This window comes from Sphingomonas sp. 22176 (genome assembly GCF_052045505.1).
Taxonomy (GTDB): Bacteria; Pseudomonadota; Alphaproteobacteria; order Sphingomonadales; family Sphingomonadaceae; genus Sphingomonas.
Map to the genome: position 1 here is coordinate 95,618 of NZ_JBQEPL010000003.1, position 23,610 is coordinate 119,227.

The 23,610-nt window shown below is 64.3% G+C and carries 27 protein-coding genes and 1 pseudogene; 8 read left to right on the forward strand and 20 right to left on the reverse strand.

What is annotated here, in order from left to right:
* Window positions 1-204: 204 nt before the first annotated feature.
* The 8 genes from ACTJKY_RS12395 to ACTJKY_RS12430 all read right to left on the reverse strand — a co-directional run bounded on the left by ACTJKY_RS12395 (window position 205) and on the right by ACTJKY_RS12430 (window position 4,221).
* A complete protein-coding gene (locus ACTJKY_RS12395; RefSeq protein WP_440846464.1) occupies window positions 205-1,086 on the reverse strand; it encodes a DUF6615 family protein in 882 nt (293 codons plus the stop codon).
* Window positions 1,087-1,513: 427 nt separating this feature from the next.
* On the reverse strand, window positions 1,514-2,488 hold the full coding sequence (locus tag ACTJKY_RS12400) for a tyrosine-type recombinase/integrase (protein ID WP_440846465.1): 975 nt from the start codon (window positions 2,486-2,488) through the stop codon (window positions 1,514-1,516).
* Window positions 2,489-2,577: 89 nt separating this feature from the next.
* Complete coding sequence (locus tag ACTJKY_RS12405) at window positions 2,578-2,769, reverse strand: hypothetical protein (protein ID WP_440846466.1); 192 nt, start codon at window positions 2,767-2,769, stop codon at window positions 2,578-2,580.
* Complete coding sequence (locus ACTJKY_RS12410) at window positions 2,766-3,113, reverse strand: hypothetical protein (protein WP_440846467.1); 348 nt, start codon at window positions 3,111-3,113, stop codon at window positions 2,766-2,768. Before ACTJKY_RS12410 ends, ACTJKY_RS12405 begins: the two co-directional genes overlap by 4 nt.
* A 65-nt stretch (window positions 3,114-3,178) precedes the next feature.
* Complete coding sequence (locus tag ACTJKY_RS12415; RefSeq protein ID WP_440846468.1) at window positions 3,179-3,610, reverse strand: hypothetical protein; 432 nt, start codon at window positions 3,608-3,610, stop codon at window positions 3,179-3,181.
* A 1-nt stretch (window position 3,611) separates the two neighbouring features.
* Entirely contained in the window at window positions 3,612-3,908 is a 297-nt protein-coding gene (locus tag ACTJKY_RS12420) for a hypothetical protein (RefSeq protein ID WP_440846469.1), read from the reverse strand.
* On the reverse strand, window positions 3,905-4,042 hold the full coding sequence (locus ACTJKY_RS12425) for a hypothetical protein (protein WP_440846470.1): 138 nt from the start codon (window positions 4,040-4,042) through the stop codon (window positions 3,905-3,907). Before ACTJKY_RS12425 ends, ACTJKY_RS12420 begins: the two co-directional genes overlap by 4 nt.
* Window positions 4,042-4,221, reverse strand: a complete 180-nt coding sequence (locus ACTJKY_RS12430; protein ID WP_440846471.1) for a hypothetical protein — start codon at window positions 4,219-4,221, stop codon at window positions 4,042-4,044. Before ACTJKY_RS12430 ends, ACTJKY_RS12425 begins: the two co-directional genes overlap by 1 nt.
* A gap of 138 nt (window positions 4,222-4,359) precedes the next feature.
* Here ACTJKY_RS12430 and ACTJKY_RS12435 point away from each other — a divergent pair.
* A pseudogene (locus tag ACTJKY_RS12435) lies at window positions 4,360-4,428 on the forward strand (zinc-ribbon domain-containing protein); the annotation flags it as partial.
* A 60-nt stretch (window positions 4,429-4,488) separates the two neighbouring features.
* Window positions 4,489-5,166, forward strand: coding sequence for a hypothetical protein (locus ACTJKY_RS12440; RefSeq protein WP_440846861.1), 678 nt, complete (start codon window positions 4,489-4,491; stop codon window positions 5,164-5,166).
* Between the two features lie 590 nt (window positions 5,167-5,756).
* Here the strand turns inward: ACTJKY_RS12440 and ACTJKY_RS12445 are convergent.
* Window positions 5,757-6,488, reverse strand: a complete 732-nt coding sequence (locus ACTJKY_RS12445) for a S24 family peptidase (RefSeq protein WP_440846472.1) — start codon at window positions 6,486-6,488, stop codon at window positions 5,757-5,759.
* A 456-nt stretch (window positions 6,489-6,944) separates the two neighbouring features.
* Between ACTJKY_RS12445 and ACTJKY_RS12450 the strand changes: the two genes are divergently transcribed.
* The gene (locus ACTJKY_RS12450; protein ID WP_440846473.1) at window positions 6,945-8,249 is read left to right on the forward strand and encodes a bifunctional DNA primase/polymerase; all 1,305 of its coding nucleotides are present in this window, start codon (window positions 6,945-6,947) and stop codon (window positions 8,247-8,249) included.
* A 1,476-nt stretch (window positions 8,250-9,725) separates the two neighbouring features.
* Window positions 9,726-10,817, forward strand: coding sequence for a glycosyltransferase (locus ACTJKY_RS12455; RefSeq protein ID WP_440846474.1), 1,092 nt, complete (start codon window positions 9,726-9,728; stop codon window positions 10,815-10,817).
* Window positions 10,818-10,819: 2 nt separating this feature from the next.
* Here ACTJKY_RS12455 and ACTJKY_RS12460 read toward each other — a convergent pair whose 3' ends face one another.
* Both ACTJKY_RS12460 and ACTJKY_RS12465 read right to left on the reverse strand, forming a co-directional pair.
* Window positions 10,820-11,830 (reverse strand): hypothetical protein, encoded by a 1,011-nt coding sequence (locus ACTJKY_RS12460; protein WP_440846475.1) that lies wholly within the window; start codon window positions 11,828-11,830, stop codon window positions 10,820-10,822.
* Window positions 11,831-12,039: 209 nt separating this feature from the next.
* Window positions 12,040-12,363 carry a DapH/DapD/GlmU-related protein gene (locus tag ACTJKY_RS12465; RefSeq protein WP_440846476.1) on the reverse strand — a complete coding sequence of 108 codons (324 nt, stop codon included), beginning with the start codon at window positions 12,361-12,363 and terminating at the stop codon, window positions 12,040-12,042.
* A gap of 131 nt (window positions 12,364-12,494) precedes the next feature.
* Between ACTJKY_RS12465 and ACTJKY_RS12470 the strand changes: the two genes are divergently transcribed.
* Window positions 12,495-12,956, forward strand: coding sequence for a DapH/DapD/GlmU-related protein (locus ACTJKY_RS12470; RefSeq protein WP_440846477.1), 462 nt, complete (start codon window positions 12,495-12,497; stop codon window positions 12,954-12,956).
* A 128-nt stretch (window positions 12,957-13,084) separates the two neighbouring features.
* Here ACTJKY_RS12470 and ACTJKY_RS12475 read toward each other — a convergent pair whose 3' ends face one another.
* A complete protein-coding gene (locus ACTJKY_RS12475; RefSeq protein ID WP_440846478.1) occupies window positions 13,085-13,759 on the reverse strand; it encodes an OmpW/AlkL family protein in 675 nt (224 codons plus the stop codon).
* Between the two features lie 178 nt (window positions 13,760-13,937).
* On the opposite strand from ACTJKY_RS12475, the gene ACTJKY_RS12480 reads away from it, so the two are divergent.
* Both ACTJKY_RS12480 and ACTJKY_RS12485 read left to right on the forward strand, forming a co-directional pair.
* The gene (locus ACTJKY_RS12480; protein ID WP_440846479.1) at window positions 13,938-14,672 is read left to right on the forward strand and encodes a Crp/Fnr family transcriptional regulator; all 735 of its coding nucleotides are present in this window, start codon (window positions 13,938-13,940) and stop codon (window positions 14,670-14,672) included.
* A 79-nt stretch (window positions 14,673-14,751) separates the two neighbouring features.
* Window positions 14,752-15,552, forward strand: a complete 801-nt coding sequence (locus ACTJKY_RS12485; RefSeq protein ID WP_440846480.1) for a universal stress protein — start codon at window positions 14,752-14,754, stop codon at window positions 15,550-15,552.
* A gap of 113 nt (window positions 15,553-15,665) precedes the next feature.
* Here the strand turns inward: ACTJKY_RS12485 and ACTJKY_RS12490 are convergent, their stop codons facing one another.
* Window positions 15,666-15,923 (reverse strand): SWIB/MDM2 domain-containing protein, encoded by a 258-nt coding sequence (locus ACTJKY_RS12490; RefSeq protein WP_125973493.1) that lies wholly within the window; start codon window positions 15,921-15,923, stop codon window positions 15,666-15,668.
* 260 nt (window positions 15,924-16,183) lie between these two features.
* Complete coding sequence (locus ACTJKY_RS12495) at window positions 16,184-16,579, reverse strand: BLUF domain-containing protein (RefSeq protein WP_440846481.1); 396 nt, start codon at window positions 16,577-16,579, stop codon at window positions 16,184-16,186.
* A gap of 282 nt (window positions 16,580-16,861) precedes the next feature.
* Between ACTJKY_RS12495 and leuA the strand changes: the two genes are divergently transcribed.
* The gene (gene leuA / locus ACTJKY_RS12500; protein WP_440846482.1) at window positions 16,862-18,520 is read left to right on the forward strand and encodes a 2-isopropylmalate synthase; all 1,659 of its coding nucleotides are present in this window, start codon (window positions 16,862-16,864) and stop codon (window positions 18,518-18,520) included.
* 45 nt (window positions 18,521-18,565) lie between these two features.
* Here leuA and ACTJKY_RS12505 read toward each other — a convergent pair whose 3' ends face one another.
* From ACTJKY_RS12505 to ACTJKY_RS12530, 6 genes are all read right to left on the reverse strand, one after another.
* Window positions 18,566-20,329, reverse strand: coding sequence for a methyl-accepting chemotaxis protein (locus ACTJKY_RS12505; RefSeq protein ID WP_440846483.1), 1,764 nt, complete (start codon window positions 20,327-20,329; stop codon window positions 18,566-18,568).
* A gap of 111 nt (window positions 20,330-20,440) precedes the next feature.
* On the reverse strand, window positions 20,441-20,806 hold the full coding sequence (locus ACTJKY_RS12510) for a dihydroneopterin aldolase (RefSeq protein WP_440846484.1): 366 nt from the start codon (window positions 20,804-20,806) through the stop codon (window positions 20,441-20,443).
* Window positions 20,799-21,572, reverse strand: coding sequence for an SDR family oxidoreductase (locus ACTJKY_RS12515; protein ID WP_440846485.1), 774 nt, complete (start codon window positions 21,570-21,572; stop codon window positions 20,799-20,801). Before ACTJKY_RS12515 ends, ACTJKY_RS12510 begins: the two co-directional genes overlap by 8 nt.
* A complete protein-coding gene (gene folE, locus ACTJKY_RS12520; protein WP_440846486.1) occupies window positions 21,572-22,192 on the reverse strand; it encodes a GTP cyclohydrolase I FolE in 621 nt (206 codons plus the stop codon). The genes ACTJKY_RS12515 and folE overlap by 1 nt, the downstream gene beginning before the upstream one ends.
* A 76-nt stretch (window positions 22,193-22,268) precedes the next feature.
* Entirely contained in the window at window positions 22,269-22,868 is a 600-nt protein-coding gene (locus ACTJKY_RS12525; protein ID WP_141985754.1) for a TMEM175 family protein, read from the reverse strand.
* A gap of 64 nt (window positions 22,869-22,932) precedes the next feature.
* On the reverse strand, window positions 22,933-23,532 hold the full coding sequence (locus tag ACTJKY_RS12530) for a YceI family protein (protein ID WP_440846487.1): 600 nt from the start codon (window positions 23,530-23,532) through the stop codon (window positions 22,933-22,935).
* Between the last annotated feature and the right edge of the window lie 78 nt (window positions 23,533-23,610).

Sequence of the window (23,610 nt, forward strand, 5' to 3'; positions counted from 1 at the left end):
TGCCTGCTAATCCTGGGACAACCGTGCCATCTGCAAACCGACGTGCGGTTGGCAAGTTTCAACTGAAGTGGGCAGTCATAGTGGTAGCCGTCATCACGCGGAACACGTTAAGGCGGCCGGTCAAAAAACATGGTACTGTAAACGTCCGCCGCCGTAGCTGCATCCTCGAAGAGACGACAGTTTTCTGGACAATGCTACCCGGCGCTAATCGGGCCGCCGGGACTTTCGGTTATCCTCCCCATCAGTCATAACGATCACGCCCGCGACGTCGGGCAGGTCAAATTCGCGTGGATCTACGCCTTCAGCCAGGCGGTCTTGGAATTCAACCGCCCTAGCAACGACCGGATGCATCTCTGTGAGGAAACCAAGCTGATCCGGTTCGCTTTTTGCCTTCGAGGCTTCACGGGAGAGGCGCCTGCGTTCTCTGAGGACACGCTTCAACGCCGTGGCGATTGCTTCTGGAGATCCGCCAGCACCACGTTTGACCGCGCTTCCGGTGCAAAGCAAGCAATGCAGGGGAATGGAATTCTTGCTGTGGACCTCGAAAGTCAGTTGCGGCAGATTGGCATGCACAACCTCAGCACTGGCGATACTAATGCCAAAGGAGCTGATAAATTTCGGAGAATCTACGGCGAGGGTGCCGCATTCAACGGGGACTCGAGTAGCATCCGTAACATGATTGTAGAATGCATAGAGTGCAGGGATCTTGTATGTGTTGGCGGTTGTCAGCAGCTTTTTGATCTGCAGCTCCAGGGGGGGTGTGGTGCCGATAGTGTGCATAAGCTCGGGATATGTCTTTTCGGCCGCGTCAATCTTCTTAGCTTGGACTAACATGGTGGCTGTTTTAGACCTGTCGGCGCTTGCGAAGGACCAAATCCAGTCGGCCCCACTTTCGCCTTCGACTGGCTTGGTGAAGGGAATGACGACGATATTCCCCGGATAGCCCTTCTTAAGATTTTTGATCAGAGTGTTTGTGATCGTCTCCTCGTCCCAAGGATAGTTGAAGGCTTTAGAATCCTCCAAATCAGACCAGACCTGGCACGCCTGATCCAGGAGAAACAACTGTTCGTTCGTAAGTCCGATCATCCTGTCGTGCCCCCAAATTTCGTGTCTCGGTGCTTGCGGCGTCACCGATCACGTGTTGCCACAAATGGACGTAACATCGCTATTGAGGATCGCCGCCACCTCTCGCTTATTATCTTGCAAGGCAAGTTGCTTTTCCGTGAATGCCATCCGGCTGTGCCAAGATCGCTCAAGGTTTGCCGCCTACAGAGCCGCTGACCGCCTGAAAGATTGGAGATGGTGCAGGACACTGCGGCCTGCATGCGTGCACGACCGCATTCGACGGCTCTGCCTGTAAGAGGCGCGGCTATCATTGCCCTCCCGGCAGCCAGCCGGCGACTAGCGCGACGGCAGGTCAAGTCGTGCGCCGACGTTTCCGCCGTCGTAATCGAACGACGGAATCTGATTGTTTGGTGCGCCACTGAAATTGCTCAGCGGTGACTAAACGTCGTCAAGGCTCCTTGGAATAAAGCCCTGAAATTTGCTGGATGGCGCCCTCGGCGAGAGCCTGCTGATTCGCGGCTTCCGTATACGTTCTTACCTGGCTCGCCGTTTTCCAGCCCCCGACCGCCATCATCTGTTCGTCAGTGAGGCGGCTCTCGGCCATGCGACGGGCGATGGCTTTGCGGAGGCCATGCGCGGTACACTGCGGAAGGCCTGCGTCATCGCACCAGTCGCGAAACTTGTTGCCGAAGCCGTCCTTCGTGAACGGCTTGCCGTGCTCGGTAACCAGAAACGTGTTGATGCCTATGCTCGGCATGGCGTCGATCGCCCGGCGCAGATCTGCCGCCAATGGCATGCCGAGATCCACGTTCGTCTTGGTGGAGCGGAACTGGATGCGGCCGTTCACGATGTGTCGTGGGCCGAACAGACGCGCATCGCTGCGGCGCTGGCCGGTCCATAGGATGATTTCCAGCGCTAGGCGGGCCTTCGTGCCCAGCTTGTGCTTGGCCTGGTAGGCGGCGATGTCTTCCTCGGTCCAGGTGTAGAACCCTTCGATCCGATCCTTGCCGACCTTGTCGGCATCGGCCACGGGGTTCGTCTCGATCCATCCCAGCTTCTTCGCATAAGCGAACAGCCGCATCAGCTGCTTGCGCAGGTTCACAGCAGCGACCTGGCCGCCGACGGTCCGCCCGTTCTTCAGCACCCTCTTTTCCGTCCGCCGCATCAGGACGGCTTCGATATGATCGAAGCGGAAATCCGTGATCCGGTCTTTCCCGAACTCTTCGCGGAAGCTCTCGATGATGCCGCGGCGCCGCGCCCGCGTGACGTCCGTGCCCTTCGCTGCGAAATCGGCGGACCGATAGTAGCGCGTCACCAGGTCGTTGACGCTGCCGGGAGAATGGCGGGTGTCGCTCTGCGGTGCGCCTGCCAGCAGCGCCTTGTATTCTGCATCAAAGCCCGGCTGGTCGGGCAGGGTCTTCATGTACACAGGCGCAAAGCCCGTCTTCCGGAAGCGCGCACGAAGCTTGCCGTGCCGATCAGCCGAGATCGTGACGTTCTTGTAGCGTGTTTTCATCGGCCCTTGAGCAGCCTATCGAGAGGGTTCTGGGTAGCCTCGACGATCGTCGTCTGATCGTCGCTGGCATCGATCACCATATTGCCATTCACGTCAATGCCGACGCGCACGCGCGTGTAGCCGGACTCGCGGGCGCCGGTGAGCGCGCGCTTGATGTCGGTTTTGGTGAAACGGGCGGGGGCAGTCATCGCGTATCGAGACCCAAGCGAAAGCGTTGGATCATGTATTCGGCCCATTCCATGCGGCCAGCGGTGCGATCTTCGTCGCGGTATTGCTGGATCAGGGCGTTGTGCCGGCTGCTGGCCTTCTTCCCGATCTCGCGAGCCTTCGGCGTGCCGCGCGTGCCATTGCGGGTGGTGCGGGCGACGATCGAGAAGGGCGTCAGCACGCGGCCCCGCGCCGTCGCCCAATTGTTCCAGTCGGCGTTGTGCTGGCTGGTGCAGAACAGCTGGTTGGCCCGATTGGGCTCGAACAGCTTGCGGCACTCAGGACACTCGCGCGGCGGCCACCCGCCCGCCTGTTGCCCAGGCATGCGGTTGCTGGCGCGCGGAGAGCACGCTTGTAACAAGGGTGGGGTGCATCGCTTAGACATTTGCGTCACGGGCGCGGCCAGCGGCGGCGCGCATCCTGATTGACGGAGTGCAGGAACAGGATGTGCGGCCGATCGGCGCCGGGCCACCACGGGAAGTGATGGTCGATCAGCGCTTGGACGCGGGCGAGCTGCTCCGCGTTCGCTTCGTCCGACGCACGGGCGGCGCGTTGAGAGAGCGTGTCGCGGATGCCGGCGAGATCCTGGCGGATCTCCGCATGGCTGGCCTGCAGCTCGGGCTCCGGCTGGTGGTCGACGATCGCGCGCCACATGGCGGCGAGGGCGCCGGAGACGCGCGCGCGATCGGCCGCAGGGGTGGCGCGCTCGGTGTCGCCCCTCTTCGCCAGCTGGTCGGCATAGCGCTGGCGCGCAGCGTGGATTCGAGCTGCCTCGGCCGCCAGGCTCGGCCAATCGCGGGCAACGTAATCGGTCCGGTTCATGTCACTCGGCTGCCCCGGCTTCGGTGCGCTCGCCCAACTGGGCAGCGGTACGGGCGTAGGCGCGGGCGGCCTTTGCGGCGGGGCCGTTGGGCTCTGCCGTCGACTTGGTGCCGAGCGCCTTCAGGATGTGTTCGCCGGCGATCTTCGCCGTGCGGGTAAGGCGGCGGCGGCGCGCGCCGAGGTAGCCCCTGCGAAGCAGCTGCGGGACGAGTGCCCAGCAGTCGGCGCAGAGCAGTTGGCGCAGCTCGCGCGCGCCTGAGCAGCCCCGGCGCTTGCAGATGTAGCGGCGCGCGGTCAAAGCGCTGGGCTACAGCCGGTAGCGAGCAGGATCAGCCCGCCCACCGTCATCGTGAGCATCAAGAGCATGGTGCCGCCCAGCGCCCGGCTGCTGCTGCTCGCTTCCGCGGCGAAGTCGCTATCGTCGCGGCGCATCAGAAGGGCGTCCCCGCGATGCCGAGCATCACGAACATGCCGACGATCACGCCCGCGAGCAGGGGCAACGACACCGGGTGCTGGTCTGCAAAGTCCGTCGCGCGGCGCGGGAGCGACGGCGCAAATGGTTCACGCTTGTCAGCTTCGAGGTGGACACGGGTCCATCGGGGATCGGGCATTGTCGCCTCCATGTCTGATGGCGGCGATCAATGAGGTAGATAAAACTAACAGGCAACAGAATTGTTAGACGGAACTACCAGTGCTTCCGACTTGCACCAGCTCCAGCGTCGGCCGCAAGGGCTTAGATGGGGGTATGAATGCCGGCGTACTGCACGGAATGCGGAGCTAAGCTCCCAGAGGGTGCGAAGTTCTGCAGCCAGTGTGGCGCCGCGGTATCAGCGCCCGGTCCCGACGCGAACGCCGAAGTGGAGGTCGCGTCAGAGCGGATGCAGGCGACGGAAGCCGAGGCTCGTGCGGATGCGCCAACTAACGGGGATCGCGAGCAGAAGCGGGATACGTTGACGCCGATAATGTTCGGAGGTGTCGGCATCTTCATGGTCGGGTTGCTCATTGCCGCCCTGGCTTCAAGTATCTCGGCCAACCAAAATGCGGTCGCGAACGATCAAGCCATCCTGTCAGTGGACATCGCCGCGCCAGTTGAGAATGCGGCTGTTCCAGTGGCTGACGCTGCGCCTGCTCGCGCTTGGGAGTATTCGTCCAGCGAGGACAGTATCAGCGGGAAGCAGATCCTCACCGCGAGTGTCCGAAGCGCCAACGAGATACAGCAGGGCATGCCCTATGGTGAAAGCGGCCTTACGGCTACTATCCGGAGGCACCCACGATGGGGGAGGGGCGTGTATTTCACCCTTGGAAGCGGCCAGCTCGTGTGCGGTGTAATGGATAGCTGCTACGCGATCGTCCGCTTCGATGATGGGCCGGCGCGACGTGTGAGCCTTACGGAACCTTCCGACCATAGCTCCAGCACGCTCTTCGCATCGGGTTCGCTAGCGTCGTCGATGCTGAAGGCGAAGAAAATGGTGGTCGAGATCGAAGTCTACGAGGCGGGGCGACCGCAGTTCTCGTTCGATATCGCCAGGCTGGACGCGAAGCGGCTTGGCCTATGATGCTTAGGGCAGATGCCAGATATACGCGAAACCATGTTGATCGATCGACCGTCGCGGAAAAAATGGTCGATCGATCGACAATTCTAATTATACTGTACAACCGGATCCTGAACCGTTGTCAGGGTGTCCCGGCGTACAGTGTGGGCAGGTTTGATCAAATTCGATCTGAACGCACTCAAGAAAGGAGCTGTACTCGGATTGCTGCCAATACTCGGTACACAACCGGTTTACGCGTTCCTCACACGTCGGTTGTGCCTGAGCAGGAGCATTGAAGGTGGCCACTGTTCCCAATACGAACGAGGTTGGCATCAGTACCGATGAGATTGCGCCTACGATGCGACGAGCAATTACCATTGCACTTCTCCAATGCCGGCGATTCGGCCTTCGACCGTAACACCCGCAACAGGGTAGGCGCAATGATGATTGGCGGAAGAAGTGTGTCGGTGAATAAGTTCACGTTGGGGTAATATTTAGCAGCTCGGGTTTTTTGCTGCCCCTAAATTTACGAGAAGAGGGTCCCGTGAGATGAATGCCGCAAACGAGCTCTCGGCTGAGGTGCGGTCGTCGATAATACCTTTAGTCATCGACACCTAGTAGCGCGCGCCCTTCACCTTGTGCATCGCCGCCACGCGGTCAATCTCGACCCGGAACATGGTTGGTGGATTGTACTGCCGCAGTTCGACGAACTCCGAGCTACGCCGTACCAGTTCCTTGACCAACACCATCTTAACGCCTTGGTCCTGGTCGGTGCCGCCGCGCAGCTGGACGATCACCGTGTCGCCAATGCCCACACCCTCGCGCGGGCTGACCCATACTTCGTGACCAGGCTTGAGCGCCGGCACCATCGATTCACCGACGATCCGCAGCGCGTAGGCCTGCGGGTCCTTCGCGAGGAAGTCCGGGCGGCTGACATAATCAAGAACCTGCCCGTAATATAGCTCGGTCAACTCGATATGTTCATCGACTGAGCCGAAATCGCCGCCGATCGCACTGCCCATTAGAGGCACCGGCGGGAGGGGTTCATCCCCGAAAATTGCCAACCGAGTGTCGCGAGAGCCGCGCGCGATGCCAACGACCTCGGAAAGGACGAATTCGCTTTCGGTCTGCTTCGCATGCTCCAGTGACCGCTCGTAATCAGCCCGAGTTGCCGAAATGGCAGAAAGCAGGGCGTCAACCACGTCCTGGCTCGGGTTACCGTGCTTCTCTAGGCCGTTGAAGTAATTACGCGCCAAACCTGCATCGGTTGCCCAGCGGCCCAACGCGAGGCCGTCCGGCTTCAGCGCCATAAGTGCGCGATAGACTGGGGGTTTGGGATAGGCCATCGTGTTAGGCGTATCGAACAACGCCCGTGTGACGGCAACGCTAGTTTGATCTACCATCGTGGCTTGACTGTTAGATATAAATACCGCATCCGATGCGGCCATGCACGTTCCGACCCATGAAGAGGTGCTTCGCACCATCGATGCGTTCCTGGATCGCCACCCGACGATCGGGGAGTCGCGCTTCGGCCGCGATGCGACAGGCGAACCTGGGCTTCTCGGCCGACTGCGCGCGGGCTCCACGCCCACGCTGAAGGTGCTGAACCGCATCAAGTCGTACATGGACGAGAGGGATGCGGCGCTCGGGGCGAGTGTGGCTGAACATGGCGCCCGTGATCCCTCGCAGGCGCAGCATACGTCATCCGGAACCGAAACGAAGATTTCCGATCGATCGGGTCGAGCGAGATCTGCAGTCGGCGTCCCGGGCTCTGTTACGACTGCAGCCGAAAGGGAGGGGGCTTGCTCCGCCAACCGCGCGAAGGCGAGGCTTTGCGCAATCGCGGCGTCCTGCCGCAGCACGTCGATGTGCGGGGGCAGGGCGGTTACGTGATCGGGCCGCCGAGCGTCATTCAAGACGGTAGCCTCTCTGGTGCATCTGAAGGCGAGTATCGGTGGATCAGCCGCGGCGGCGACTGGCGAGACGACGCGGCGATCGCCGACGCGCCGACCGTCCTTGTCGACATTCTGCGGTCGCCGAAGCCGAAGAAGGAAAGTGCTACGGCGGCCCCTCGCGTCGGGTCGCTGGCAAACCCAGCTACCGTGGCGGCCGATGTCGACGACGATCTCCGGCGCTATGCGCTTCGTGCGCTCGACGGGGAATGTCAGGATATTCGAGGCGCTGGCAGCGGCAAGCGAAATGCCCAGCTGAACGAGGGTAGCTTCAAGGTCGCGACCTTGGTGGCGGCGGGCGTGCTGGATGAGGCGGTTGCGCTGGCTTCGATCCGAGCCGCTGCTCGCGCCAACGCTGGGCGCGACGATGACGCCCAGCTGGAAGCCACGATCAATTCCGGATGGACAGCCGGCCTGCAGAGCCCTCGCGATCTCGCAGAGATCGCGGCCGCATCGCGTTCCCGTAGGGAACGCAGGGAAGCGCCGCGCGCCCCGGCCCGCCCCGCCGCGCCCGCCCGCCGGGCGCCGGCGGCTGCGAACGATCAACCCTTCCGTTCCGGAAGGGCGGAAGGCGAGCCAACGCTGGCGGAGGGCGACCGGGTTCGGCTGCGCAAATCCTCGGCCGCTTGGATGCAGCGCCGCCTAGCACGGGTGGAGTGGGCGAAGAAGCCGGTGGAGCAGCTGGCCTACAGCATCGGCCGGCGGATCTCCGCCGGGCTGATCGACGAGGGAGAGGCGCGTGCCGGGCTGATGGGGCTGCTGGTCGACGTGGCAGATCTGCAGCCGGAGGATATCGGTCGCTCCCTCGACGACGGCTATAACCGCGGCTTCGATCCCGAGACGTTGCTGGTGACACAGCGCTGCGCCGCCTATCCGATGACCGACTTTGGCATCGGCGAGCGGTTCCGCGACCAGTTCGGCCGCGACTTCCGCTTCACCACCGCCAAGGGCTGGCTGGGATGGGACGGGCGGCGCTGGCGCGTTCTCGACCAGGAGAAGGATACGCTGCCGGCGGAGCTGATCTCGGCTGTGTTCGAGACGATCCGCCGTATCCAGGACGAAGCCCGATATCTGCGCGATACCGGCGTCGAGCGGCCGCCCATCGAGCGAGAGGAAGGGGAGGAAGCGCAGCCCGGCGATGAAGGCAACCCGTAGGCAGCCCCGCCTTGATCCGGATCCGTTTGTGCAGCTTTTGCATGTAGTCGATGCCGTACGCCTTGCCTGCCCGTGGCAGGAAGCTGCGTAATAATCGCGCTAGGCTGGTAGGTGTCGGGGCGGCCGACGCAGGTGATCACGCTATCTCATATCTTCTCGGGCGCAGTTTACGCGACGTGCCGCGGCGAGCGCTTGGCATGCGGATGTGCTGTGAACCCAGAAAATGATTTGGGGGCATCCTCGGCGGCATCCCGTGGAATGGTGGCTCATAAATGCGCGGAAAACTGCCGGTTTTGCATCTGATCGTGGTAGGCGGCGGACCCACCGATCGCCCCGTGAGTGCGAAGATCGCTTGGCCGCGCCGCGCTACTAATCGGCATGCCAACGTGTGCGCATTCTAGGATTTATCGGTAACCTATTGATAAATGTCGAGCAGTTACTTCATGCCTCCAACACTAGAGGGGTAGCGACAGACCTTTACGAATATTCCGCGCCAGCAGGAGCAGACGAGAACGCGATGGTCGATGCGGTACTATCGGCCGCTGATCAGACGTTTGTGCAGGGGCAGTGCATTTCTGGTGCGCCTTGGCCAAAATTACAGGGAAGATCTTTGAAATTTCTGATCAAGGGCAGTGATGGCAATTGCCTACTCTTTGCTGCTGCTCGCCCGGCGAACCTGAAGCACATCCACCGGTGGTGACCAAGTCCTTAGGAGGAGAGTTCATGCATCCGTTGCAAATACTGGTTCGTGATCACCAAGCGCTATTGAACTGGGCAGCGGGTCGACCCGACCCTAGCACAGCGCAAGTTGTCGGGGCTCTTGGTGAATTGATTGTGTCCACTCACCGTGGAGCTAAGGTCGTCAGCCATGACATTAGTGGGCATGATCTTTCAGACGGCGACGTCAAAGTCGAGGTCAAAACTGCAAGCGGCAGCTCTCTCTCAGGCAAAGATTGCACCGAGGTGGCTTGGGTGACACTTCGACGGACCGCAGAGGGTGGGGTCATCGCTGACATGATCGAGTATCGCCCGCATCCAGATCCAGGTGACGGCATCAATCATTGGGTGTCAGACAGCACCTTCGTTCCATATCAAGTTCTGTAGGTTTCCCTTGGCGCTGCAGCGCCAGCGACGTCAGGCGCTGCAGCAACTAGTCCGTTGGACGGAGCGGTGATAAAGAACCGGGCCCGTTTTGCATTTTGACAAATTGCGGAACGCGGCGGGATGCCGTGGGTGAACGGAACGAGAATATGTCGTAATTCGAATTGAAAAATAAGGATTTCCTCTCGCTTCCTAATCGAGAGGTCGGAGGTTCGTATCCTCTCCGGGTCACCAACGCTCAACGACGACGTGCCTGTTCAGGCCGTCGCTACTTGAGACCATCAAACTAGCCGTCGGGGGATCGGTGAAGAGATGAGCGCGCCTACGGTTCTGCACATCAGTTTCGATTTCCCGAGTCCGTTGGCGGCGCCGCACATGACGCGTGCCGTCGAGCGCCTGGTCGACAGCGCCGACGGGTTTCGCAATATCGTCTACAGCATGACCCGCGTGGGCAATCTCGGTTGCGAGATCGCCGCGCTGCGCTATGCGCCCGATCGAGTGGCCATCGCCTATAGCGCGCTGCCGAAGGGGCTGGGGTTGCGGCGTGCGATGGCGCGGCTGGCGCAGTGGATCGCGGCCGATCTGCGCGCGCACGGCGTCGCCATCGATCTGATCCATGCGCACAAGCTGACCACCGACGGAATCGTCGCCAGCCTGCTCGCCCGCGAATTCGGGGTGCCCTATCTGTGCAGCATCTGGGGCGATGCGGACGGCTGGGTCTGGCGCGGACGCCCCGACCTGCACCGCCAGTGGCGCGAGATCGCCGCGTCGGCGCGCGCGCTGATCGCCACCGCGCCCTGGGCGGCTAAGCGATTTTCGGCGATGCTGCGCGTACCGCCGGAAGCCATCGCGGTGCTGCCGGTGATGGGCGGCGTGGCGGAGCCGACCGCCTCCACCGTGTCCAGCGACCGGATCGTGTCGCTCTTCCACCTCGCGCATTGGCGGCGAAAGGGGATCACCCAGCTGATCGCGGCGATGCAGTCAACGGCGGGTGCGGGGGGCGGCGCGGGCTGGCAGCTCGACATCGTCGGCGGGGGCCCTGCGCGGAGCTATCTCGAGGTGGATCGGCTGATCGCCAAGGCCGGCGCCCGTGCGCGGGTGCAACTGCTCGGGCCGGTTCCCAACGGATCGGTCCGGGAGCTGTTGGGTGCCAGCGCGATGCTGGCGCTACCGAGTCAGCAGGAGACGTTCGGCATGGTCTTCGTCGAGGCGCTGTTCGCCGGAATCCCGGTGCTCTACCCGGCGGGCTGGGCGATCGACGGCTATTTGCCGCCCGAGCGGATCGGCTATGCCTGCCGCGCGGAGGATCCGGCAGACATCGCGCGGGGCCTGCGGCACGTCATGACGAACCAGCAGGCGCTGAAGGAGTCGATCGCGCAGCTGCAAGCCGAGGGCGCGCTGGCGCGGTTTGCACCGCATAGCATCGCCCTCGACTATCGCCGCCACCTGTCAGCGGCGGTCGCCTGATTTCATTTCAGCGCGGTGCACCAGGTGCGCAGGCAGGGCACGAGGTGCTCGAGATAGGGGCGCAGCAGGCCGCTGGCGCCGCCCGCCCGAGCCGCCACATTTTCGGTGAACTCGGCCATCATCGTCAGATAGTCGGCGGGTGCGACCTCGGCCGACAGGCTGAAGATCTCGATCGCTTCCTGGTTGACCATGTGCGCGATATGCTCCTGCCAGATGTTGCGCTGCATATCGCCGGCCTTGCGATGGCCGATCATCGGGGCGCCGACGGTGAGCGTGTCGCCGGCGCGGTCGACCAGCATCTTCAGGATGAAGCCGCCCCAGATGTCGCCATAGCGGTCGATCATCCAGTGCGGCAGCACCGGCACGTGCATCGGCAACTGATAGACCGCCGGGGTCACCTTGCGGCGGAACTGCATGTTCATCGAGCAGACCGATACCAGCGCGCCCGGCGCGATCGCCGCCGAGGGGATGGCGAGGTCGACCTCGGGCCAGCGCCACTGCGGCCCATTGATCTTGTCGATGCCGTTCACGTCGAACGCGTCGGTCCACAGGCCGAGGTTGAAGACCGGGGCCGCCGTATTGGTCGCCTCGCCGATGGACGCGCGCTGATAGGCACCGCGACATTCATAGGGGAAGCCGCGCGGGAACAGATTGTCCGGCGTTCCCGTATACAGGTCGAGGATGTTGAGGTGCCGCATGCCCTCGCCGAGCACCGGGCGCTCCTGCGCGGTGAGTGCGTCGGTCACTTCGGCGAAGAAGTTCGGCGACGTTACTTCGCAATCATCGTCCAGCGCGACGATGATCTCGTCGTCGTCGCTCTCGTGCCAGGCGACGTAGAAGCCGAAGTCGCGGCAGGCGCCGTTGCGGCGCGGGAACCATTCATCGGCGTTGCCCAGCATCCGCTTGCGATCTTCCCATGTATAGATGCGGAAGCTCGGATGATCGACCGTGACGGTGCCCGGCGAATCGTCGACGACGACGAACCGCGCACCCGCGTCGATCAGTGGTGCCAAATAGTCCAGGGATACCGTTCGATTGGAGGGTACCACAATGATCATGGTTCGAGCCCTTTTTGGTGCAAGTTGGTGAATGGTGCGAAGGGCGCACCGCTAGAATTGCGACCCGAAGACGGCTTTTATGCTTTTGATGGCGAGAGGCGTGCGCGGTATGGCACCGAAGAACTATTGGTGGACGCAGGACGCTGTTGGTGGCGACGGCGACGTCAGATCCCGCCGTCTTGGGACGCGACCAGCTTGCCCGGGTTTCCACGGACGGTCGCCCCGGCGGGTACGTCCTGGATCACGACGCTACCGGGAAGCACGACCGCGCCATTGCCGACCTTGAGCCCGGGCAACACGATCGCGCGGGCACCAAGCGTTGCGCCTTCGCCGATATAGGTGTGCAGCCAGACCCGGGCGGCGATGTCGTGGGTCAGCACGACGGCCTGTTCGCCGATGACCGCGCGGGCGCCGATATGCACGCCCTTGGGAAAGGTACGGTCGATAAGCGCGCTGGTCGCGATGTCAGCGCTGGGATGAATATCCATTCCCCAGACGCGCGTTTGGACGAAGCGCCGCCATTTGCGAGCGAACATGTGATCTGGCCCCCCCCCGGAGTAATCGAAAAAGGACCTAAGGCTCTTCCCGAGTCGCCTCAACCCGCAATATGTTGTCACCCATGCTGCGGTCGCTCGATCAACTCGATTTCCTCCGTTTGCCGCTATACGCCCTGCGGCGGTGGTGGCTGCAGCGGCGATACGGCATCGTGATCCATCCCAGCGCGCGCATTTCTTTGCAGGGCAAGGTCATTTCCGGCGGACCGGGCTGCATCCTGGTGGGCCGCGACACGATGATCGCGTTCAAGACGCTGCTGGTCGCGCGCGAGGGGCAGGGCTTTGTTCGGCCGATCATGATCGGGGAGCGCTGCCTGATTGGCGGAGGCGCGATGATTCTGCCGGGTGTCACGATCGGCGATGGCTGCGTGATCGGCGCCGGTGCGGTCGTCGCGGACGACGTTCCGCCCGGCTGCATCGCGGTCGGCAATCCCGCCCGGGTCGTGCGGCGCGGTATCGAGACGGCGCGGTTCGGGCGGCTCCAGGGGGTGATCGGCAACGAGGGGCGGGATCCGCTCGCGCAATAGCGGCGGGTGCGCATCTGAGCGGGGCGGGGCGCCCAATGAAGAAGGGGAGCCGCGCGCCCTAGCACGCGGCTCCCCAGTCAGTTCCCCCGCTGGAGGGGTGAGCGATCGCAAGCGGGGGAAGGCTCCGATCAGAAGCGGGTGCCGACGCCGAAGCCGAACACCAGCGGGTTGATGTCGACCTTGGTCTGGTTGATCACGCCGCCGGTGTTGAGCCGGGCGGTGGTGCCCATGTCGATGTACTTGACGTCGAGGTTCAGGAAAAACTTCTTGTTCAGATCGATGTCCACACCTGCCTGCAGCGCATAGCCGACGCTGTCCTTCAGCGAGAGACTGGTCTGGCCGAGCGCCTTGTTGAGCGAGTCGCTGGTCTTCGTGGAATAGAAGGTGGTGTAGTTGATGCCCGCACCGACATAGGGGCGCACCGCCGTCTTGGGCAGGAAGTGATATTGCAGCGTCAGCGTCGGCGGCAGCACCCAGGTGTGGCCGACCTTGCCGAGCGACGAAATCGCTTCACGGCCCTGGAGGTCGTGTCGGGTGCTGGAGACGATCAGCTCGGCGCCGATATTGTCGGTGGCCATGTAGGTGAAGTCGACTTCGGGCATCACCGCGTCGCCGACGCCCACCTTGCCGGTGGGAATGCCGGGCGTGATGCCGGTCGACGATTCATTCGGGGCGACGACGATGCCGCGCAGGCGGACCAGCCAGTCGCCGGCCGCGATGCCCGCTCGGTCCTGTGCCTGGGCGCTCGCGGTGGAGGCCAGCAGACCGGCAGCGGCCAGACCGACAAAAAGCGAAGTACGCATGGTTCATTTCTCCTCGTGTTCGACGAGGCACCGGGTAGCCGCAAGTTTCCGCCGCGGTTTTGATCCCACGCAACGTTGCGCGTAGGTAATGTTCCTAAGGTGGTCCGTTGCCCGGCTTGGGACCAATACGTAACGACACGCCGCTCGCGCGCGATGCATGCCACGCGCGGAGGCGGATATGTTCATGGATCGAAACCAGCCGGATCTGGGTGCTGCGGAATGGAGCCTGCCGTCGCGTTGCGCGGCGTGCGGCGTGCGGATGGCGTCGCTGTGCGGCGGCATCTCGGCGGGTGCGCTGGAGGCGCTCAACCGCATCGGGCGCAAGCGCGTGCTGCGCCGGGGGGAGGCGCTGATCTGGCAAGGCGACATCGCTGAGCAGGTCGGCATCCTCCATCACGGGCTGGTCAAGCTCTCCGCCTCGCTGGAGGATGGGCGCGAGCAGATGCTGGGGCTCGGCTTTCCGGCGGACTTCGTCGGCGCGATCGGGGAGCGGCCGTCGAGCCACTGCGTCACCGCGCTGACCGAGACCGAACTCTGCGTCTTCCCCCGCAGCGCGCTGCCCGGGCTGGTCGAGGCGCATCCCGAGATCGGGCAGGCGCTGCTGACCCGCGCCTATGACGAGCTCGACCAGCTGCGCAAATGGATGCTGCTGCTCGGCCGCAAGTCCGCCGAGGAGCGGGTGGCCAGCCTGCTGCTGCAATTCGCGGCACGCGGCACCTGCAGCGCGGGCGCGCCGGTCGCGCTGCCGCTTACCCGCCAGCAAATGGCCGAGCTGCTGGGGCTGACGATTGAGACGGTCAGCCGCAAGCTGACCGCGATGAAGCGCGACGGGGTGATTGCGCTGCCCGATCTGCGCAGCTTCGTCATCCTCGACACCGCGGCGCTTGCCGTGCTGGCGGCCGAGACTCCGTAACTAACCGCATGTCGGCGCGCAGTGCATCTGCCTAGCCTCCTTTCATCCAAGAAGAAGACCGGATGAAATGGAGGCGACCATGAAGAATGTACTCGTTCTGATGCATGACGACGCCGGACAGGAAGCGCGGTTTCAGGCCGCGCTCGACTTGACCCGGGGGCTGGAAGGGCATCTGCGCTGCGTCGATATCGCGATGGTCCCGGCCTATGTCGGCGATTATGTCGAATTCGGCGGCGGTGCTGCATTGCTCGCCGACGAGCAGACCCGCGAGGCGGCCAATCGCGTGCGGATGGAAGGGCGGCTCAAGGCTGAGGACGTGCCCTATGACTGGGTGGACGCGACCGGCTTCGCCCGCGAATGCCTGCGCGACGCGACCGCGCTGGCCGATCTGGTGGTGCTCAACCGCGAGCTCGACAAGGTCGACTATCCGGACATGCGCGACCTGATCTGCGACACCATCCTCAAGACCGGCAAGCCGATCGTCGCGGTACCCGAAAAGTCGCTGGGCTTCGACCTGTACGGCCATGCGGTGGTCGCGTGGGATGGCTCGCGTACTGCGGAATCGGCCCTGCAGGCGACGGTGTCGCTGCTCAAGCATGCCGGCACGGTGACGATCCTGGTGGTCGACGAAGGCTCGCTGCGGCTGCCGGCGGCGGAGGCGGCGGAATATCTGTCGCGGCACGGCATCCGACCCGAGGTGCGGGTGGTGCCCAAGACCGATACGGTGGGCGGCGCGATCCTCGGGGTCGTGGAGGCGCTCAGGGCGGCCTATCTGGTGATGGGCGGCTTCGGGCATAGCCGCTTCCTGGAAGCGGCGTTCGGCGGGGTGACGCGGCGGATGCTCGCCGAAAGCCCGGTGCCGCTGCTGCTGGCGCACTGAGGCGGCCGAATCACGGGGGCGTTCGTGCGCCTCCCAAAGAAAAGGGGCAGGCAACCCTGGTTGCCTGCCCCTTTTGCTGTTCGCGCGGTCCGAAAAGACCGTGGCGACCTCGCTTACTTGACGTGCTTGGCGAGGTGCTTGTTCATTTCGAACATGGTGCACTTGTCGCCACCGAAGATCGGCTTCAGCGTATCGTCGGCGAGGATTTCGCGCTTGTTCGCAGGGTTCTGCAGGTTGTGCTTCTTAATGTATTCCCACACCTTGCTGACGATCTCGCTGCGCGGCAGATCGGCGGTGCCCACAATCTTCGCCAGTTCGGGCGACGGGGTAACCGGCTTGGCAATGCCACCGCGTGCTTTGGTCTCGGCCATCGTGTCTAACTCCTGTTCGTACCCCTTGTCGGGGCTATTCCTTCGTCAGCGCCTCGGGATTGAGAGGCTTCCTCCCCCTTGTCGCAACCAACGATGTACTGCGGTTCGTGCGGTGATGCACGCCCCTGTACGCCTTTGACTGCGGGAAAGGGCATCTGTCCAGCGCAGACCGCACCGAAGCGCGGCGAACTGCTGTTTTGCGGCGCTGCGGTGGTGCAGCGGCGCAACACTTTGGCCAAAAACCTACTAATATTGCGCGTTCAGGCCAAGACTCGGGTCTGGACCAGCCCTTCGACGGTGCCACGCACGTCGGGCGCGGCCTCCGCCGCAAGCCGCTGGACGTCCGCGAGGAAGCCCGCGGCGTCGGCACCTGGCGCACGATGCGCCATTTCCCAATGCCCGAACGCACGCCGATCGACGCTCCGGCGAGAGAGCAGCACGATCTCATGATGCCGCGGATCGCGCTGGATGCGGGCAAAGGCAGCTTCCACCGCATCCTCGGGACCCTCCAGCGCCTGGAGGAAATGCGCACCATCGGCGTAGAGCAGCCCGCTGATCCGATCGCGCGCATTGTTGCGGCGGGATATGGTCAGGATGTCCTGGGTGGGGCAGGGGGCCGCGGGGTTGGCGGAACTGATATAGACGAGCTGCAGCATCGAAATCCTCTCCTGCGCGCGCGTTTTCGGCGTCCCTCGCGGCATAGCATAGACAGGCTGCCGATGCGCCCTTGTTTTGCAGGCACTTGGTCCAAGCTGGACAAGATCGTATAATTCCGGCACTAGAGAGAGGTGATCGACGCCCTGCGCCTTACCCTGCGACTTATCCGCCCTTAGGGGCCGATTTCGCACGCGCGCGTCTCCCCTAAGGGCAAACTGGAACTTCCCTATCGCATCACGGCTGCGCTAGGCGCGGCCAGACCTTGAAGAGAGACACGGCCCATGTTGCGCGACCCCAGCGTCAAATATCGTCCCTTCCCGCAGGTGGATCTGCCCGATCGCCAATGGCCCAGCCGCACCATCACCAAGGCGCCGCGCTGGCTCTCGACCGACATGCGCGACGGCAACCAGGCGCTGATCGATCCGATGGACGGCGAGAAGAAGACGCGCTTTTTCGAGCTGCTGGTGAAGGTGGGGCTCAAGGAGATCGAAGTCGGCTTCCCGAGCGCGGGCGCCACCGAGTTCGACTTCATCTCGGGCCTCGTGCGTGAGGGCAAGGTGCCCGACGACGTGATCGTGCAGGTGCTGACCCAGTCGCGCCGCGACCTGATCGAGACCAGCTTCCAGTCGCTGAAGGGCGCGAAGCAGGCGATCGTCCATCTCTACAACGCGGTGTCGCCGGCCTGGCGTCGCATCGTGTTCGGCATGAGCCGCGACGAGGTGCGCCAGATCGCCATCGAAGGCGCCAAGGTGCTGCGTGACGAAGCGGCCAAGCAGCCCGATACCGAATGGCATTTCGAATATAGCCCGGAAACCTTCTCCACCGCCGAACTCGATTTCTCGGTCGAGGTCTGCGAGGCGGTGATGGACATCCTGCGCCCGACGCCGGAGCGCCCGCTGATCCTCAACCTGCCGGCGACGGTCGAGGCGGCGACGCCCAACATCTATGCCGACCAGATCGAGTGGTTCTGCCGCAACATCCGGAACCGCGAGAGCGTGGTGATCAGCCTGCACACGCATAACGACCGCGGCACCGGCGTCGCCGCGTCCGAACTGGGCCTGCTGGCGGGCGCGGACCGTGTCGAGGGCTGCCTGTTCGGCAATGGCGAGCGGACCGGCAATGTCGATCTCGTGACGCTGGCGCTCAACATGTACACCCAGGGGCTGAACCCGGGCCTCGACTTCTCGGACATCGACGAGGTGATCCAGACGGTCGAGTATTGCAACCAGCTGCCCGTCCACCCGCGCCACCCTTATGCCGGCGACCTGGTGTTCACCGCCTTCTCCGGCAGCCACCAGGACGCGATCAAGAAGGGCTTCGCCTCGCAGGCGGCGCGCAACGATCAGGTCTGGGACGTGCCGTACCTGCCGATTGATCCCAAGGATCTCGGCCGCGATTACGAGGCGGTGATCCGGGTCAATTCGCAGTCGGGCAAGGGCGGCGTCGCCTGGGTGCTCGAGCAGGACAAGGGCCTCAAGCTGCCCAAGCGGATGCAGTCCGAGTTCTCCAAGCACGTCCAGGCGCTGGCCGACGAGACCAGCCGCGAGCTCAACGCGGCCGATATCTGGAGTCTGTTTGAACGGGTGTACCTGCCCGGTGACAAGGACCGCATCACGCTGGTCGATTACGAAGAGACCGGCAGCGCGGGCAGCCGCGTGTTCGTCGGGCGCATCGCGATCGACGGCGCGGCGCAGTCGATCTCGGGGCGGGGTAACGGCCTGATCTCGGGCGTGGTCGATGCGCTGGCGGGCTCTACGGGTCCGCGCTTTGACGTGGTGGACTATAGCGAGCACGCGATCGGCGGCGGCGCCGATGCGCAGGCTGCGGCCTATGTCGAGTGCCGCACCGAGGATGGCCGGACGGTGTTCGGCGTCGGCATCGATGCGGATATCGCCACTGCCTCGGTGCGGGCGGTGCTCAGCGCGGCCAATCGGGCCTGAAATAGGAAGCCCCTGTCCGTGGAGGACAGGGGCTTCCTCGCCTCCTCAGTGCACCGTCGCCAGTTCGCCCGTCTGGGCGGCGGCGCGCGTGGCAGCGGCGCGATCGAAACGGAAGGCGCCGGCGCGCTGGGCGAGCGCGTTGACCTCGCTCGACAGATTGCGGATCGCCGCCGAGGTCTCTTCGACCATCGCCGCGTTCTGCTGCGTCACCAGATCCATTCCCTTCATCGCGGTCGAAACCTGGCTCACCGCCGCCGACTGGGCGTGGTTGTCATGGTCGATCGCTGCGATGAGATCGTGCACCGCTTCGACGTCGCTCGAGATCGTGTCGAGCGCGGTGTCGGTATCGTGCACCGCATCGGCGGCCTGGAGGATGTCGACCTGGGTTTCGCTGAGCATGTCGCGGGCCTGCTTGGCCTGGTCCTCGGCGCGGAGGGCCAGCGCGGCGACGAGATCGGCGACGACCATGAAGCCGCGGCCGGCCTCGCCGGCGCGGCCTGCTTCCACCGCCGCGTTCATCGCAAGCACGCGCGTCTGGAAGGCGATCTTGTCGAGGCCTTCGATCACGCCGTCGATATTCTTGGCGCTGCCGCTCGCCCGGTCCATCGCCTGAACGGCGCGGGCGGTGGTGCCGCGGCCGTCGCGGAGCGCGGTGGTGGCCTCGCCGGCGCGCTTCACGGTGTTGTCGGCGGCGATCATCGTCGCGCGCAGGCGCTCTTCGATCTTCGCCAGCGCCTCGGTGGCCTGGGCGAGATTGGCCGCACTCTTTTCGGTGCGATGTGCCAGATCCTCGGAGCCTTGCGCGACCTCGGACGAGGTGTTGCGGATATTGTCGGCGCTTTCGCTGACCAGCTGCACGCGGGCGCGCAGCGAGGCGATCGCCTCGTTGATGTTGTGGCGCAGCACTTCATATTCGGCCGGGAAGCGCTGGTCGATGGTGCGGCTCAGGTCACCCTCGCGCAGCGCCAGCAGGCCGTTGCCGAGCACTTCGGTGACGTTGCGCTGCGCCTCGAGCTTGCGCGCATCTGCCTCGCTCTGCGCTGCCGCGGCGGCGCGGTAATGCTCGAGGCCGCAGGCGATCCGGCCCATTTCGTCGGTGCGATCCTGATAGGGGATCGTGGCCACTTCGCCTCGGGCGAGGCGATCGGTGAGCGCGGATAGCGTGCCGACCGGCTCCAGCACCCGGCGATACATGGTGATGTAGAAATGCGCCGCCTGGCCGCCGACGATCAGCGCCAGCACCAGCACAATGCCGATCGCGAAGTAGAATTCGGACGTGCCGCTGGCGGATACGCGCTGCTGCTCGGCCAGCGCCATCGTGACGAGCTTGTCCACCGCCGTGCGGTGCGCCTCGTACAGGCCGGTCAGCTTGGCGTAGCTGGCCTCGATCGCGGCGCGGTCCCCCTTCCGGGCGGCGGGCAGGAAGCCCCCTTCGAGCTCGTTCCAGAAGGCCTGGGCGGCGGGGTGTGCCTGCTGGAGCAGCTGGGTGCGCAGGCTCTCGTCCACCCGCGCGGTCTGCCAATACTTGTTGCGCTCCAGGTAGAGCTTCCTGAGGCCTTCCAGCTTATCGGCCCGCGCGCCGACCGTTGCCGGGTTCCGCGCGATCAGCGTCGCTTCGAGAAACGGCTCGATGATATATTCGGGGGGCGGCAGGATGTCCGCGATCAGTTCGGCATTGACCTGCTGGTGCAGTTGGACGTCGCCGCCCATGCGGATGCGATCCAGTCGCCAGGCTGCCAGCGAGCCGCCTACAACCAAAAGCGCCATCATGGCTAAGGCGCTGTTGCGAACGAAACTTGCAATCGACATCCACAATCCTCTGGTGACAGGCGCACGCATCCCCCAAGCGGGCCTCCGGCGAGGAAGGCCTTTTGATAGATTATAGGGGGGAGGATCGGGGCGAGGCGCCCTGATTCGGGATTATTGCTGCATATTCGTAAGAATACGGACCACCTCGCAGCCCACCCGCGCGTCCGGGTAGATGTCCTGCTTGGCGGAGCGCACGCGGACCTGGACGACGCGCGGATCGCGCATCGCCAGCGCGGCGACCTGCTCGCACAGCACTTCCTGCAGTTCGAAATGGCGCGAGCGGACCAAGGCATGGATCCCCTCGCGGAGAAAGTCGTAATCGACGACCGCGTCGATGCGGTCCTCGGGCACGTCGGGGTAGCGGCAGGTCATCGCCACGTCGATGCGGACGCGCTGGGGGGCGGCGCGCTCATGGGCATGGATGCCGAGGCCCATCGAGACCTCCAGCGCTTCGAGGTGGATCACATAGTCAGGCATCGGGGCGGTGCTCGCGTCCTTCGAACATCACGTCGCTGTCGCGCGCGAGGAAATGCTGACCGCAATCGACAAAGATATTCTGCCCGGTGATGCTGCGGCATTCGAGCAGATGCGCGACCGTCGCGGCGAGGTCGGCCGGGTCGACCGGGCGGCGGAGCAGGTTCTGGTTGCCGGTGCGGGAAAATTCTTCCTCGGTCTGGTCTAGGCTGGGGAGGGTGAGGCCGGGCGATACCGCGTTCACCCGCACCCGCGGCGCCAGCTTCTGCGCGAGCATGTGGGTCGCGCCGTGCAGTGCCAGCTTGGAGCAGGTGTAGCTGAAGAAGTCCGGGTTGAGATTGCCCACCTTCTGGTCGAGCAGGTTCACGACGGCACCTTCCGCCAGATCCGGCTGGGCTGCGAGCGCCGTGGCGAGGGCTACGGGGGCGGCGAGGTTCACGTGCATGTGCCGGTCGAGCAGGGCGTAATCCGCGATCGGGGCCTGATCATAGGCAAACAGCGAAGCGTTGTTGACCACCGCATCGAGCGGCGCGCCGAAGGCGGTGCGGCACGCCTCGACGAGTGTGGCGGGGGCTGCCGGATCGGCGAGTTCGGCGCAGACGATCGCCGCCGTCGCCCCGCCGGCGCGCAGTTCGGCGGCAAAGGCTTCGGCTTCGTCGGGCGCGTGATGGTGGTGGATCGCCACGGCCCAGCCGCGCGCGGCCAGCCCTCGGCTGATCGCCGCGCCGATCCGCCGCGCGCCGCCCGTCACCAGCACCCGCCCGGGCATCAATAACCCATCAGCTTGAGCACTTCGGCCCGGCTGCGCTCGTCCTCGCGAAACACGCCCATCATCCGGCTGGTGACCATGCCGACGCCGGGCGTGCGGACCCCGCGTCCGGTCATGCAGCCATGCTGCGCCTCGATCACCACCGCGACGCCCTGTGGGTGGAGGTGGTTCCAGATGCAGTCGGCAACTTCCGCGGTGAGCCGTTCCTGCACCTGCAGGCGACGGGCAAAGGCGTGGAGGACACGTGCGAGTTTGGAGATGCCGACGACATGGTTCCTGGGCAGATAGGCGATCGATGCCTTGCCGGTAATCGGTGCCATGTGGTGCTCGCAATGTGACTGGAAGGGAATGTCCTTCAGCAGCACGATTTCGTCATAGCCACCGACCTCCTCGAACACACGCGAGAGATGGTGGGACGGGTCCTCGCCATAGCCGGCGCAATATTCCTTCCAGGCGCGAGCGACGCGCTGGGGGGTGTCGAGCAGCCCCTCGCGCTCGGGATCGTCGCCGGTCCAGCGGATCAGGGTGCGGATCGCCTCGGCGACATGCTCGGGCACCGGAATCTTGGGCTGGGGGGCGACGATGTCACCGTCTACGGGGTCATGGTGATGATCGTGCATGTCTGTCTGTCCTTTCGCCGCGCATGGCGGGTTCGGACCGCAGAAACAGCAAAGTGGCTACAGGTGCAACCCGGGGTCAGCGTTCGAACAGCCGATCGAGCGGACCGTCGGCCAGGCACCAGAGCAGCGCGACGAGCGCGGCGCAGGCGAGGCCGGCGGCGGGCGACGCGATCGCCACGGCGAGGCCGGCAAGGTAGAGGCAGCAGGCAAGCATGCTCTTGCGCAGGGTCCGGCGGTGGTAGCGCTGCGCTTCGGCCGACTGGGCGCCGGTACGCCGGATCACCCGCTGCAGCCAGTTATAGGCGAAGGAGGGGAGGAGCATCACCAGCATGTAGAGAAGCGTCGCCTCGCCGCTGAAATGCTGCTCGCCGAGATAGGCGGTGGCGAAGGGGATCAGCGACAGGGTGAACAGCAGCACGATGTTCGACCAGAGCAGCGCGTTGCCGGCGCGGGTGGCGAACTGGAACAGCTTGTGGTGGTTCACCCAGTAGATCGCCACATAGGCGTAGCTGAGCGCGTAGGCGAGGAAGACGGGCCATTGCGCGGCCAGCGCGCGCAATCCCGGCGCCTCGGGCGCGTGCAGCTCCAGCACCATGATCGTCACGATGATGGCGATCACGCCATCCGAAAACGCCTCGACTCGCTTGGCGCCGTCGCGGCCTTCCTGGTCCTGCATATCCGTCCTCCTGCCCGCAGCCGTGGTGGCGCAGGCAGGAGGCGGAGGCAACTAAACCAAGGGTTTACTTGGCCGAGAATGCCGCGTTGATGTGCAGCTTCACTTCGTCCGAGACGAAGGGGACATACTTGTCCATGCCGAACGCGCTGCGCTGGATGGTGGTGGTCGCCTCGAAGCCGAAGTTCAGCTTCTTCATCATCGGGTTGGTGCCCGCGCCGACCAGACTGGTCTCGAGCGTGACGGGCTTGGTGACGCCGTGCAGCGTCAGGTCGCCGGTGATCTGCGCCTTGGTGCCGCTCACGACAACCTTGGTCGAGACGAAGTGGATCGTCGGATACTTGGCCGCATCGAAGAAGTCCGGCGATGCGAGATGCTTGTCGAGCGCCGAGACGGTGGTGACGATGCCGCTGGTCGGGATGGTGATGTCCAGCTTGGCGTCGTTCGGCTTGGCCGGATCGATCGTCAGCGCGCCGGTGGCGCCGCCGGCCTGGCCGGTGAACTGGCTGAAGCCGAAATGGTTGACAGTGAAGTCGACCTGGGTGTGGCCGGTATCGACCGCATAGGTGCCGGCGGGAACGCGGCTGGCATCGGCCTGGCCGGGCAGTTCCTGGGCGAAGGCGACCGGAGCGGCCGCGAAAAGAGCGAGAGCAAGGAGAGCGCGCATGGATGTTCCCTTCGGGTGGTTGCGTCGCTCCCGTAATGAGGGCGCCGGCCGCGCAAAGCTAGTGCGCAGCCGGCAACC